At 31.8% G+C, this 12,940-nt stretch carries 14 protein-coding genes; 7 read left to right on the top strand and 7 right to left on the bottom strand.

Translation table 11 applies throughout. The annotated features are described in order from the left end of the window. Positions 1 to 58 precede the first annotated feature (58 nt). Positions 59 to 703 carry a FusB/FusC family EF-G-binding protein gene (locus LQ622_RS07010; RefSeq protein WP_159315834.1) on the bottom strand — a complete coding sequence of 215 codons (645 nt, stop codon included), beginning with the start codon at positions 701 to 703 and terminating at the stop codon, positions 59 to 61. A 232-nt stretch (positions 704 to 935) separates the two neighbouring features. Here LQ622_RS07010 and LQ622_RS07005 point away from each other — a divergent pair, with 232 nt between their 5' ends. Beyond that, complete coding sequence (locus LQ622_RS07005) at positions 936 to 1,961, top strand: hemolysin family protein (protein WP_159315833.1); 1,026 nt, start codon at positions 936 to 938, stop codon at positions 1,959 to 1,961. Between the two features lie 42 nt (positions 1,962 to 2,003). Here the strand turns inward: LQ622_RS07005 and LQ622_RS07000 are convergent, their stop codons facing one another. Both LQ622_RS07000 and LQ622_RS06995 read right to left on the bottom strand, forming a co-directional pair. After that, entirely contained in the window at positions 2,004 to 2,549 is a 546-nt protein-coding gene (locus LQ622_RS07000) for a hypothetical protein (RefSeq protein WP_196308379.1), read from the bottom strand. A 12-nt stretch (positions 2,550 to 2,561) separates the two neighbouring features. Continuing rightward, the gene (locus tag LQ622_RS06995; RefSeq protein ID WP_159315832.1) at positions 2,562 to 3,143 is read right to left on the bottom strand and encodes a TetR/AcrR family transcriptional regulator; all 582 of its coding nucleotides are present in this window, start codon (positions 3,141 to 3,143) and stop codon (positions 2,562 to 2,564) included. Positions 3,144 to 3,329: 186 nt separating this feature from the next. On the opposite strand from LQ622_RS06995, the gene glpT reads away from it, so the two are divergent. Further along, a complete protein-coding gene (gene glpT, locus LQ622_RS06990) occupies positions 3,330 to 4,691 on the top strand; it encodes a glycerol-3-phosphate transporter (RefSeq protein ID WP_037589310.1) in 1,362 nt (453 codons plus the stop codon). Between the two features lie 302 nt (positions 4,692 to 4,993). Continuing rightward, positions 4,994 to 5,896, top strand: coding sequence for a helix-turn-helix transcriptional regulator (locus LQ622_RS15150; RefSeq protein ID WP_191836278.1), 903 nt, complete (start codon positions 4,994 to 4,996; stop codon positions 5,894 to 5,896). 77 nt (positions 5,897 to 5,973) lie between these two features. Here LQ622_RS15150 and LQ622_RS06980 read toward each other — a convergent pair whose 3' ends face one another. From LQ622_RS06980 to LQ622_RS06970, 3 genes are all read right to left on the bottom strand, one after another. Then, complete coding sequence (locus LQ622_RS06980; protein WP_159315941.1) at positions 5,974 to 7,014, bottom strand: NAD(P)/FAD-dependent oxidoreductase; 1,041 nt, start codon at positions 7,012 to 7,014, stop codon at positions 5,974 to 5,976. A gap of 472 nt (positions 7,015 to 7,486) precedes the next feature. Continuing rightward, a complete protein-coding gene (locus tag LQ622_RS06975) occupies positions 7,487 to 8,419 on the bottom strand; it encodes an aldo/keto reductase (protein WP_204258138.1) in 933 nt (310 codons plus the stop codon). Positions 8,420 to 8,468: 49 nt separating this feature from the next. After that, positions 8,469 to 9,299, bottom strand: a complete 831-nt coding sequence (locus LQ622_RS06970; RefSeq protein WP_239762144.1) for an aldo/keto reductase — start codon at positions 9,297 to 9,299, stop codon at positions 8,469 to 8,471. A 202-nt stretch (positions 9,300 to 9,501) separates the two neighbouring features. Here LQ622_RS06970 and LQ622_RS06965 point away from each other — a divergent pair, with 202 nt between their 5' ends. From LQ622_RS06965 to LQ622_RS06950, 4 genes are all read left to right on the top strand, one after another. Next, positions 9,502 to 9,711 carry a hypothetical protein gene (locus LQ622_RS06965; protein WP_025905002.1) on the top strand — a complete coding sequence of 70 codons (210 nt, stop codon included), beginning with the start codon at positions 9,502 to 9,504 and terminating at the stop codon, positions 9,709 to 9,711. 181 nt (positions 9,712 to 9,892) lie between these two features. Next, on the top strand, positions 9,893 to 11,107 hold the full coding sequence (locus tag LQ622_RS06960; RefSeq protein ID WP_025905003.1) for a NupC/NupG family nucleoside CNT transporter: 1,215 nt from the start codon (positions 9,893 to 9,895) through the stop codon (positions 11,105 to 11,107). Positions 11,108 to 11,194: 87 nt separating this feature from the next. Continuing rightward, a complete protein-coding gene (locus LQ622_RS06955) occupies positions 11,195 to 11,680 on the top strand; it encodes a DUF1648 domain-containing protein (RefSeq protein WP_239762145.1) in 486 nt (161 codons plus the stop codon). A gap of 10 nt (positions 11,681 to 11,690) precedes the next feature. Beyond that, a complete protein-coding gene (locus LQ622_RS06950; RefSeq protein ID WP_159315805.1) occupies positions 11,691 to 12,260 on the top strand; it encodes a DNA-3-methyladenine glycosylase I in 570 nt (189 codons plus the stop codon). A 44-nt stretch (positions 12,261 to 12,304) separates the two neighbouring features. Here the strand turns inward: LQ622_RS06950 and LQ622_RS06945 are convergent, their stop codons facing one another. Further along, positions 12,305 to 12,745, bottom strand: coding sequence for a MarR family winged helix-turn-helix transcriptional regulator (locus LQ622_RS06945; RefSeq protein ID WP_126476710.1), 441 nt, complete (start codon positions 12,743 to 12,745; stop codon positions 12,305 to 12,307). Positions 12,746 to 12,940 lie beyond the last annotated feature (195 nt).

Raw genomic sequence — 12,940 nt, 5'->3', positions numbered from 1 at the left:
GGGCCGATAAATGAAAAGCTGAGCCATCATTTGATGATGTGCTCAGCTTTCTTATTGATTATTTTGTTTTTACTGTGTGTATAAACTCATATAATCCGTTTAGTTGATCGAGTTGTTGATTACAATGTTCACTATCATGGCAAATATAATTACCATTTTTAGTATATGTTCCATCACCTTTTGACTTCGTAGTTGATAGAAACATGGAAACATTGGATTCTTTCTTACATATACTACAGATTCCGGGTTTAATGGTAGGTGATAAGTCTCCTGATACACCTATCAATTTATCATCTTCATAAAGCACGATAAATTTCTTTTGTTTACCAGAATCATTCCAACCTATATATGAAGACTCTTTTAAGTCTATGTTATCCCATTCTGGATGTTTTAATTTCTTGGTCTTTTTAAAGATTTTTTCAAGTTGCTTACTTGAAGGCTGTTCAAATGGAACGACGTAGCTTTTAAGTCCAAATAATAATTTCTCAATTTGTGCTCGAGAAATCTTTTTATTCATAATGATTTTTGTGAAATCTTCTATTTCTGAATGCTTTTCCTCAAAAAGCTGTGAAATATGGTCGTATGTTATAGCTTGAAACGTATCGATTGTTTTTATATCATTTACAGATTTATAAACGTTAAATAACTGTTCAGATTTTTCTTTAATACTAACGAATTGATATGGTTTAATGTAATTATTCATATTGAATCCCTTCTTTTAAATTATTTCCTTTGATCGTTGGGTATGAATAATTGTAGAGAACATGACACATTTAGTAGCATCTTAAGATCCCTCCTTATCAGACACTAGTATAGTCCTTTAACCATGTAATTTCAAATGTATATTATTATAAAAATTATTCGAAATAGTGTAAAATTAAAAGACAACCGAATATGGTTGGAATTTTTTATTATATGGAGGAATTAATTAATAATTGGGGACCACAATTAGTTTAATCACGTTTATTGTATTACTCGCTTTAACCGGATTCTTTGTTGCGACGGAATTTGCAATTGTAAAGGTCAGGTCATCTAGAATTAACTACTTAGCAGAACAGAATTATAAGAACGCTCAACCAGCTAAAAAGGTAGTCGAACATCTTGATGAGTATTTAGCAGCATGTCAGCTAGGTATTACCATTACAGCACTTGGAATTGGTATGGTTGGTGAATCAACATTTGAGTTTATTCTGCATCCACTTTATAGTAGCTTTGGATTATCAGAAACGGTTATTCATGTCTTAACATTAGTCAGCGCATTTATTATCGCAACTTATTTACACGTTGTAGTAGGTGAAATGGCGCCAAAGACAATCGCAATTCAAAAAGCAGAACAAGTTACATTATTCTTTGCAAGACCGATCATACTGTTTTACAAATTATTATATCCTTTTATTTTTATTTTAAATGGATCAGCAAGAATGATATTGAGCTTATTTGGTATGAAGCCTGCGAAAGAGTCTGAATTATATCACTCTGAAGAAGAATTGAAGATGTTGATTAAAGAAAGTCACCAAGGCGGGGAAATTTCATCAACAGAACTAGAACATATTAATAAAGTCTTTATTTATGATGAACTTGTCGTCAAAGATTGTATGATTTCTAAAGACAATATGACAATGATCAATAGTGATGCTAGTCAGCAAGAAGCAATTCAATTTGTGAAAAATGGCTATTATACGAGATATCCAGTTTACCAAGATGATAAAACGAATGTTATTGGATATTTACATGCGAAAGATTTATTGAAAGACAACATACAAGGTATAACTGAATTGATTCATGAAATCATATACGTCAAAGAGGCAGACGCCATTCAAAATGTATTAGATAAAATGAAAAAACAACGCGCACATATCGCAATTGTTCATAATGAACACAGTGAATTAGCAGGTATGATTACGATGGAAGACATACTTGAAAATATTGTCGGTAACATTGAAGATGAACACGATAAATAGACGTAAAAAGAACCTGAGCCACAAAAAATGGCTCAGGTTTTTCTATTCTGTCTGTTTCTTTTTGGGTGGCCAGATGAAATACGAGATGGTGATAGCTAAATCAATAATGAGCACTATTGACCAAATGTGAATAACACCATCCATAGCTTCTGTTCTATTTTTATCATGAATTAAATAAATGATTAAATGTAGAATACCTGTCCCTATAATGTAAGAGAGTAAATGTTTAAACCAACTTTTCGCATATAGTTTAGCATACGCGAATCCACTAGGTTTCTCAGGCTTGTTACCTTCTTTCATGACATAATATCTGAAGCGGTCATCTGCCCATTGAATCATACTTTTACCAAAGACAATTGAAACAGATATATAAACAGCAGCAATAGCGTGAGGTGTTTCGGCAGTTGCACCGTTCATTAAATCCACAGCTGTTGTAATTAATAGAATCAAATCAATTACGGGTGTAAGTGCTAGAAAAATGAGCCCAAGCTTTTTCTGTCTGAAGACATACCTTGTGACGAGTCCAAGTAATATAACGACCCAGAAAGCAACTTCACAAAAAATAATGAGCCACACAATAAAATTCATGATTATCCTCCTTTATTTTGTAAGCTTTGAAATTTCTTCAAATACAATTGCTTCAATATCTTCATTAGAGGTCTGTTCTGGATTTAACAATTTATGTAGTGCTAATCCATCAATTAATGCGTGAAGTCTCATTGAATTAAGATGTATATTGATGTTGTTTTTTAATAAGTGATCGCGTTCTAAAATTGTTAATACCGTTACACATAGTTCATCTAATCCATCATCTAAAGTACTCTGTCCGTATTCATGGATGTCATATCGAAAGGCCATCCATACTTCCATATCAGCTAATCTTTCTTCATCTAACGGTAAAACGGCGAGTAAACATGCTTTTACTTTATCAATTGTATCTTGGTTATCAGACGTGAGTATTGATTCGATTCTCCTTCTTACCTTTAGTTCTACTTCAGACATAACGGCACTGAGTAATTCTGAATGACTTGGAAAATAATATCTAATTTGTCCCGGTGTCATTTGTGCGAGTTTAGCAATTTGTCTAACCGTAGATCCCTTTGCACCATTTTCAACAATTGACTGAAAAGCATATTGAATAATTTGTTCTTTTTTTTCTTTATGATTAATAATTTTTGGCATAGTAGAAGTCTAACATATTTTAATACACCTGTGTTAAATAAAAGTTTGAAAAATAAAATATATTAAATAATAAAAATATAAAAATGCATTGACATTAACGTTTGCAATACATATGATGAAATTATAAATTGCATTTTACAAAATCTTTACATTCTTTACAAAAAATTAATAAGAGGAGGTATGAGAATGGCGAATTTCTTGAAACCAGCGAAACATATAGATCCTCTGCCAAGTGAGCAGGTAGATGATACATATAAGAAATTGAGACTACAAGTCTTTATAGGGATATTTCTTGGTTATGCTGGTTACTATTTATTAAGGAAAAACTTTTCACTTGCGATGCCAGCATTAATTGATGAAGGCTTTAGTAAGACGGAATTAGGATTTGCTTTATCAGCTATTTCAATTGCATACGGTTTTAGTAAATTTATTATGGGTACAGTGAGTGACCGGAGTAACGCAAGAATATTTTTAACATTAGGTTTAGTATTAACGGCAATCGTTAATTTATTGATGGGTTTTATACCGGTCTTAACATCTAGTGTATTTATCATGTTTATTATGCTTTTCTTAAATGGTTGGTTCCAAGGTATGGGATGGCCACCATCTGGAAGAGTGCTTGTACATTGGTACAGCGTTAGTGAACGTGGAGGTAAGACAGCTATTTGGAATGTCGCGCATAATGTTGGTGGCGGGTTGATGGCACCGATTGCCTTGCTTGGTATTTCAATTACAGGAACATTGTCATTTGGTTATTTAAAAGGATTTGAAGGTGCATTTATATATCCAGCTATTATCGCGTTAATTATTGCGATTATTTCATACGTTCTAGTTAGGGATACACCTCAATCGATGGGATTACCACCGATTGAAGAATATCGAAATGATTACCCTAATAAAGAGCAGAAAACGTTAGAAGTAGAGCTTACAACAAAAGATATTCTCTTTAAATATGTATTGAATAACAAATGGGTTTGGATGATTGCTATCGCAAATATCTTTGTTTATTTTGTTAGATATGGTGTGTTAGACTGGGCACCAACATATTTAAGTGAAGAAAAAGGTTTCGACTTAAATGCATCAGGTTGGGCATACTTCTTATATGAATGGGCAGGTATCCCAGGAACATTATTATGTGGTTATATTTCGGATAAAGTGTTCAAGGGTAGAAGGGGGCCAGCAGGATTTATATTCATGTTAGGTGTGACAATCGCTGTCATCGTATATTGGTTAAATCCAGCAGGAAACCCATTAGTAGATAATATCGCATTAGTTGCGATCGGTTTCTTAATATACGGACCTGTTATGTTGATAGGTTTACAAGCATTAGATTATGTACCTAAAAAAGCAGCAGGTACTGCAGCAGGATTAACAGGATTGTTTGGTTATTTAGGTGGAGCTGTAATGGCTAATATCATTATGGGATTAACTGTTGATAAATTAGGATGGGATTCAGGATTCTTATTATTAACAATCATTAGTGTATTAGCAATGTTAAGTTTCATCTTAACTTGGAACAAACGTGGACAAGAAGTTGTAAAATCATAATTATATAAAGTGTAAAGAGACTAGGGCATTTTACCTTAGTCTCTTTTCCTATTTAATGATAAACGTTCGCGAAATTCAATGACACTATTCAATAAATTCTCACTTAATAAATTGTATGATTCTTTCAAAATATTAAAACATTTACCTTAATCTGATTTTCTTCAATTTATATATTTACTGATTTAAGTTTTCGAATTATAATAACGTCATTATAATTCAATATTTTTACATTAGTAATTTGATGTTTACTTTTGGAATTTGGATTAAATATATTAAGATATCAAAGAATTAGGAGATTTGTTGTGAGAAATATATATGAAATCAAATACCTAAAATATTCTGCTACTAAATATCGCAATCATATAGGTATTTCTTTTTTTGTAGTATTAAAGGGTCGTGTTATGGTCACGATCAAAGAGCATAGTAAAGAATATAAAGAAGGAGAAACGTTTGTTGTTAAACATAATGAGTGGTATAAACTCGATGTATCAGAAGGGAATATCGTCGTACAAATTCATCTGTATGAGTCAATCATAACAACGATGATACCAGAGTTACTTTCATATCATCAGCATGTAAGTATGCAAACAAAGTTAGTCCCTTTACGAGACCATTTAATTTGCCTGTGTGATTTATATTTAATACAAGAAAACAATCGCAATTTAAAAATCATGAAGCAACTTATTACGATATTAGAATTTTATAGAGAACGATTGACGGTTTATTCAAAAGAATGTCCACTTGTTAATCGGCATATGAACCCAATAATTGATGAAATTAAAGATTATATTTATGAGCATTATAATGAACGTATAACGATCAATACATTCACCGATAAATATCATATTTCTGAATCATATTTTTCGAAATTATTTAAAGAACAAATGGGTGTGAACTTTAAAGATTATTTAACGGACATTAGATTGTTAAATAGCACGTATGATTTAATTCATACACAAGAAAAAGTAATCGACATTTCAGAAAAACATGGATTTTATAATGTATCGTCTTATATTTATTGCTTTAAATTGTATTATGGTGTTACACCGAAAAAGTATCGTGATATGACACAACGTAAACACGTACAAATTGAGCGACAAAGCTTTTTTAATGAAGTAGATCATGAGCAAGATTTATCAGATGAGGAAGTTAAATATTATTTGAAAAAGTTTCAAGAGGATTATTCAAGTATGATATGTACATAAAAATTTCGCGATTTTAACAAAACAAAACCTCCCAATCTTTTATAAGGTTAAAGAGATTGGAAGGTAAATGATTCGCATTATGATTGTGCGATATATTTTTTAATAACTTCTTTGTTCTTTTCTTTGAAGACGTCGTTGTGGCTCGATACGCGACCACCTGCTTGTGCTTCAGGATCGATATAGCTTTTAGCTAAGTTTGCAGCATTTGCAGCATCATTGAAACAAGAAGCAATCAAATGAACTTTTGCATCATGTTTAAGGATATCCCCAGCACCGAATATGCCGGGTACTGAAGTTTGAGCATTTCCTAAACCTTCAATAAAGAATTCATTTACTAAGTTAACTTTAGTTTGTGCGTTATGAAGTAATTCTGATTCACGATCAAAACCATGACTAATGATAACTTCATCAACAGGTATGATTTCTTGTTCCTTTGTATCAACATGTTCTAAAACAACTTCTGTAATGACAGGTTTATCAGGGTCACTGTTAAGTTGTTTAATAACCATACTTGGTTTCTTAGAGATATCAAGTTTATCTAATAATTGTTTCATATGCTCATGGCCAGAAATTTCTTCTTTTCTGTAGCAAAGCGTAACACTTTTCGCATATTCTGATAAATCACAAGCCCAGTCTAATGCAGAGTTTCCCGCTCCCGAAATTAATATATGCTTGTCTTTAAACTTCTGAATTGACTGTACAACATAATTTAAATTAGATAATTCAAAACGCTCAGCACCTTCAATATCTAAAGTTAATGGTTTGATAATGCCACTACCAACAGCAATAATGACAGATTTTGAATGATACTCATGACCTTTTTCTGTATATATAATAAAATGTTGTTCTTCAACTTTTTTAATATCAATAACTTTTTCTTCTAAGCACACTTCTGGACCGAAATGTAAGCCTTGTTGAACTAAATCTTGAATAACTTCATAACAAGGTTTTGGCGCAAGTGCCCCTATATCCCAAATGACTTTTTCAGGGTAGACGTGCATTTTACCGCCTAATTTATTTTGGAAATCAACTATTCTAACACTCATTCCTCTTAACCCGGAATAGAAACTCGCAAATAATCCCGCTGGACCCCCGCCGATAATCGTAACGTCTGTAATATTCATCAGTCATGATTCCTCCTAATTATTTCAACTTACGATTATTATCCTATATTTGCAAATGATAATCAATATCAATGACGGAATTGGCATAATTTTTTTAATTTAAATACATATGTAAAATATTTTTAGATGAATAAAAAATGGGCGAGAATATTTATGTGAATCGGGGGGTGATAGTGAGGATGTATTTGAGTATTGTCGAAAAAATGAGTCGTGTTAGGGACAGAATTCCGAAAAATGTCCGTAAGAGAGGTTGTTAGGGACAGAATTCTGAGAAGTGTCCGTAAGAGAGCGCTCACCTAACTACCAGAATTCGAAATAATGGAAGCTAGCCGATTCTAACTACCACAATTCAGAAAAATGGAAGTTACAGCGTTCTAATTACCACAATTCCGCAAAATGAAAATTAGGACACTCATACATAATGAAAGGCTGAGACAATTTTCATGTCTCAGCCTTCTTATCATACTTATGCGATTGGGAAGAGTGATTCGATAAGTTGAATGTTCTCTTCTGTTAAGTTCACTTCTAATGTTTTTAAGTTGTCGATAACTTGTTCGCCTCGTTTAGCGCCAGGTATGATCACATCTAATGATGGTTTTGTTAAGTAATATGCTAACACAATATGTGCTACGTCTACGCCATGCTCTTGTGCGATTTCTCTAAGTTTGTCTACTTTTTTAAGATTTTCTTTAAAAGCTTCACCTTGGAATTCAGGTTTTTCTGCTCTTAAGTCATCAAACGTTGTATTTTCATCATATTTGCCAGCTAATAATCCTGCAGCTAATGGGAAGTATGGAATAAATGTAATATCATGTTCTGCTGTATATTCCAAGATGTGTTCATTCTCACGATTTAATAAATTATATTCATGTTGAATAACATCTACATTACCATTTTTATTAGCTTCTTTCAGTTGTTCTAATGTGAAGTTAGAAACACCGATTGCTTTAATTTTTCCAGCATCTTTTAATCCTTGTAAAGCTGCAACTGCTTCGTCTTTAGGTGTTTCGTCATCTGGGAAGTGAATATAATATAAATCGATATAGTCAGTTTGTAATCTTTTAAGGCTGTTTTCAACTTGTTCTTTTAAAAATTCAGGGTCGTTTGATAATTTCGTATCATCACCGTCAAAGTAGTGAGCGCCTTTAGTAGCAATCACGACATCTTCGCGATTGTATTCTTTAACGACTTCTCCGACAAGTTCTTCTGATCTTCCTGGACCATAAATGAAAGCAGTATCTAATAAATTAACACCATTGTCTAGGGCAGCTCTTACAACATTTTTACCTTGTTCTTCATCAAGGTTTGGATATAAATTATGACCGCCAACAGCATTTGTTCCTAAACCAATTGGATTAACTTCAATATTTGATTTACCTAATTTTACGCGATTTGCCATTTCAATCATCCTTTTCTCATTGTTTGTTTTAAATTTGAATAAGTTTGAATTAAAATTCTTCATAAGTTGCTGGATCTTGATCTTTAAGACGTCCATCAGCTTTTGTTAATGCATCGATTGCGTGTAAATCTTCTGATTCTAAATAGAAATCAAACACATCTAAATTTTGTAGTTGTCTAGTATTAGATGTTGATTTTGGAATTGGAACAATACCATTTTGAACGTGCCATTTTAAAATGATTTGCGGAATTGTTTTATTATATTTTTCAGCGATTTTACCAATTTCTTTATCGTTTATAACTTCTGAAGCGCGACCTAATGGACTCCAAGCTTCTATTATAATACCTTTTTCTTGATGATATTCGAGTACATTTTTTTGGTTGAAATAAGGATGTAATTCTATTTGGTTAACTGCAGGTAGTACGCCAGTTTCTTTTTCTAATGTATCAATATGTTCTTCTAAGAAATTACATACACCAATAGATTTAATAAGGCCAAGTTTCTGTGCGTCTATGAGTGCTTTCCAAGCTTCTACATATTTGCCTTGTTTAGGGTTTGGCCAGTGAATTAAATATAAGTCAATATATTCTAGACCTAATCGATAAATCGATTCTTGTATAGCAGTAATGGCTTGATCATAACTATGATAACGACCAGGTAGCTTTGATGTTACGATAATTTGATCACGACTAACATGGCTTTCTTGTATCGCTTTTCCGACAGTACCTTCATTTTCGTAATTATATGCAGTATCTAATATGCGATATCCGTTGTTTAATGCATTTACGATTGCATGAACACCTGATGATCCGTTTAATTTATACGTACCAAATCCTACTTGCGGTAACACTTGTCCATCATTTAAATGATAATTTTCCATGATAAAATGCCTCCTATATAAATATAATGACTGTACACTTTTAAACTATATCATACCTCTTTTTGTAGATAGGAATAATCAGCTTATAAATATTTTTGTAAAACGTATTGAATTCATATAGTTAATGTAGTAAGATGTATCTCATTGCGCAAGATAAGTAGCTAATAGCTAGAGTCATATTATTGAGAAAAGAAGGGTTAAAATGGAGCGTGTATGTGTCATATCATTAAGCATTATAGATGCAATCATGATACTCATGTTGGTACTGTTTAATACAGCAATTATTTCTAATATTTATGTATTAACAGTTTATGCTTTAATCATGGTACTGGTTTCTGGTTATATCGTATATTTAGCTATCAGTATGAAATGTGATCAATCTATTAATCAATTTGATCAATTTTCTAAATAATTAAATTTAACGAGTAAAAATGTATATGATTGAAAATTCGACGAATAAGCCTTTATGGTTTGTTCGTTTTTTTATTTATATAGAAATCGTAAATAGTATGTAAAAATGTAGTAACATACTTTTACGTTGCATGTTATAATAATGGTGCTTTTAATTAAACGAAAAGGGTGGACAATAAACAATGTTTTTAATCATCAACATAATTGGTTTGTTGGTATTCATTGGTGTCGCTTTTCTTTTTTCTAGAGACAAAAAGAATGTTGATTGGAAATCAGTCTTAATACTAATTGTTATTAACTTAGTATTAGCATGGTTCTTCACACAATTTTCTTTCGGGGCGAGATTCGTTAAAGGTGCGGCTGACGGCGTATCATGGCTTTTAGAATCTGCTTTTTCGGGAATTGGATTTGCATTTGGTAGCTTTACAGCACCAGGACCAGGGAAAATGGATATGGCAGTTTCAGCGTTACTACCAATTTTACTAGTTGTACCAGTATTTGATATTTTAATGTATTTAGGTATTTTACCGAAATTTATTTCAATGTTAGGTTGGGTTATTTCAAAAGTAACAAGACAACCTAAATTTGAATCATTCTTCTCAATTGAAATGATGTTCTTAGGAAATACGGAAGCATTAGCAGTTTCATCTAAACAATTAACATCTATGAATAAAGTCAGAGTACTTACGCTTGCAATGATGTCTATGAGTTCTGTATCAGGGGCAATTGTTGGTGCGTATGTCACAATGATACCAGGAGAATATGTATTAACGGCAATACCATTAAACATCATTAATGCGATTATTGTAACAACAATTTTAAATCCATTTGATTTAGACCCAGAAGATGATGTCGTGGCTGAGATAGACGAAGGGGAAAAACAGCCATTCTTCTCATTCTTAGGGGATTCAGTTATCAATGCAGGTAAACTTGTATTAATCATTATCGCATTTGTTATCGCATTTGTTGCGATTGCAGACTTGATCAATAAATTACTAGGTATTATGGATCCAATTCCATATTTACCAAACATAAGATTAGAGTATATTCTCGGAATCTTCATGTTCCCATTTGCAATTTTACTTGGTATGCCAGTTGGAGAAGCATGGGTAGTTGCTCAACAAATGGCACTTAAGATTGTAACAAATGAATTTGTTGTCATGAGCACGATTAGTAAAGAAATAAGTGAATATTCAACACATAGAGCAGCAGTAATTAGTACATTCTTAGTATCATTTGCTAATTTCTCTACTATTGGTATGATAATAGGTACTTTGAAAGGTATCGTCAAAGAAGATGTATCTAATTTCGTATCTAAATATGTACCAATGATGTTGTTATCAGGTATATTAGTATCACTGTTAACAGCAGCATTCGTTGGATTATTTGCTTGGTAAGTTGAATCAACACTTTTAAAGTTAAATTTAAAAGCAACAAGCACATTTAATGTACTTGTTGCTTTTTTTAATAAAGGGGGATATATCATGCTCAAAAAAGTATTAGATATATCGAGTATTGTTTTGTGGTTAATTTCTATTATATTAATTATGATTAACTATGCCGATTTACCTGACAAAATTCCGAGTCATTATAATTTTGCAGGAGATGCAGATGCATGGTCGACTAAGACTTTTATATTCTTTATGCCTGTATTAGGATTATTGATATGGCTTATGCTTCATTATTTAGTCAGCAATCCAAAGTTAGATAAATACATACATGTTCCATCACTTTATGGTCAACCAAATAAAGCCCAAATAGAAAATGCTAAATTATTAATTTACTTTATTAAATTTGAAATGATGGCATTATTTACATTTCTCGTCATTAAAGACTTGTATACGGCACTTGGTATGCCTTTTAAATTGGGTGTTTGGGAATCGATTATTATTTTAAGTGTGTTAGGCTTGACGATTATCATATTTATTGCTCGAAATCATATGTTAGATAAAAATGAAAATACGAAATGAGTGAAGATAAATGTCTGAATGTACTTGGCCAAGTAGTGATTTAATGAAAAAATATCACGAAGATGAATGGTGTAGAATTAATAAAAATGATGATTACATCTTTGAAATGTTATCATTAGAAGGTGCGCAAGCTGGTCTGTCATGGGAAACGGTTATTCAAAAGCGTGAAGCCTATCAAGCAGCTTTTAAACAATTTAACATTGATCGATGCGCAGCGTTAACAGATGAAGAATTAGAAAGCATTAAAACTGAATATAATGTCATTAAACATATAGGTAAGATAAAATCCGTAAAGAGTAATGCATTATTAGTTCAAGAAATACAACAAACATATGGTAGCTTTGCTGATTTTCTTTGGTCATATGTAGACGACGAGCCAATTATAAATGAATGGCATGACATGTCAGAAGTACCGGCAGAAACGGAGCTTTCTATTAAACTAAGTAAAGACTTAAAAAAATTAGGATTCAAATTTGTTGGACCTAAAATTATGTATTCTTTTTTACAAAGCATTGGTATTATAGATGACCATCTCATCACCTGTCCATATCACAGTTATAATAGAAATAAAAAGGGTTAGGACAATCATTAAAGCTTGTCCTAACCCTTTATGTTATTTCAAAATTATGCATCTTTGTCATTATTAAGATTTGTTTGAATAAATGATTCTACTGAATCTCTTAATTCGTTAAATTGCTCGGTATCCATGTTCAAACCTTTGAATGTTTTATAAATTTCCTCTAAGATTTGACCTTGTGTTTCGACACCTGATTCAGTAAGAGAAACACGTAAGTTTCTTTCGTCATTAATCGCTCTTTCACGATTAACGAATCCTTTTTCTTCAAGTTTCTTTAATAACGGTGTTAAAGTCCCAGAATCTAAGTATAGTCTGTCGCCTAAAGTTTTAATATTGATTACTTCGTTTTTATCTATAGCTACAAGAACGATATAACCTGTATATGTTAGGTTATATTTCTTCAATATCGGTGTATATTTTTTTATAAGCTCTTTTGACGCAACATATAACATGAATCCAAGTTGTTTGTTGATTGGTGGTATATCCATTTCATTATCCTCCTTACGTCAAAATTAAGCCTATTATGAAATGAAAACAAAGTCAAGCTATTTACGAAATGTTCATAAAATAGCAAAAATTATCGCGCTCAATTCAGTTTTGGAAAATCTCAGTTATAATATAAATATAAATTAGAATTTTTTTGAAGGAAAAGTTAAATTGTAATGTTATTTTTGATATTCTAT

It is taken from the genome of Mammaliicoccus sp. N-M50 (assembly GCF_022386995.1).
In the GTDB taxonomy this organism is placed as follows: Bacteria; Bacillota; Bacilli; order Staphylococcales; family Staphylococcaceae; genus Mammaliicoccus; species Mammaliicoccus sciuri_A.
This window is presented reverse-complemented; position numbering and strand designations above follow the sequence as displayed.

Excerpts from the sequence above, each read along its gene's own strand:
- LQ622_RS06950 (WP_159315805.1), top strand. The coding sequence starts at position 11,691 with ATGTCTGAATGTACTTGGCCAAGTAGTGATTTAATGAAAAAATATCAC.
- LQ622_RS06945 (WP_126476710.1), bottom strand. The coding sequence starts at position 12,745 with ATGGATATACCACCAATCAACAAACAACTTGGATTCATGTTATATGTT.
- LQ622_RS06970 (WP_239762144.1), bottom strand. The coding sequence starts at position 9,299 with ATGGAAAATTATCATTTAAATGATGGACAAGTGTTACCGCAAGTAGGA.
- glpT (WP_037589310.1), top strand. The coding sequence starts at position 3,330 with ATGGCGAATTTCTTGAAACCAGCGAAACATATAGATCCTCTGCCAAGT.
- LQ622_RS07010 (WP_159315834.1), bottom strand. The coding sequence starts at position 703 with ATGAATAATTACATTAAACCATATCAATTCGTTAGTATTAAAGAAAAA.
- LQ622_RS06975 (WP_204258138.1), bottom strand. The coding sequence starts at position 8,419 with ATGGCAAATCGCGTAAAATTAGGTAAATCAAATATTGAAGTTAATCCA.
- LQ622_RS06955 (WP_239762145.1), top strand. The coding sequence starts at position 11,195 with ATGCTCAAAAAAGTATTAGATATATCGAGTATTGTTTTGTGGTTAATT.
- LQ622_RS07000 (WP_196308379.1), bottom strand. The coding sequence starts at position 2,549 with ATGAATTTTATTGTGTGGCTCATTATTTTTTGTGAAGTTGCTTTCTGG.
- LQ622_RS06960 (WP_025905003.1), top strand. The coding sequence starts at position 9,893 with ATGTTTTTAATCATCAACATAATTGGTTTGTTGGTATTCATTGGTGTC.
- LQ622_RS06965 (WP_025905002.1), top strand. The coding sequence starts at position 9,502 with ATGGAGCGTGTATGTGTCATATCATTAAGCATTATAGATGCAATCATG.
- LQ622_RS06995 (WP_159315832.1), bottom strand. The coding sequence starts at position 3,143 with ATGCCAAAAATTATTAATCATAAAGAAAAAAAAGAACAAATTATTCAA.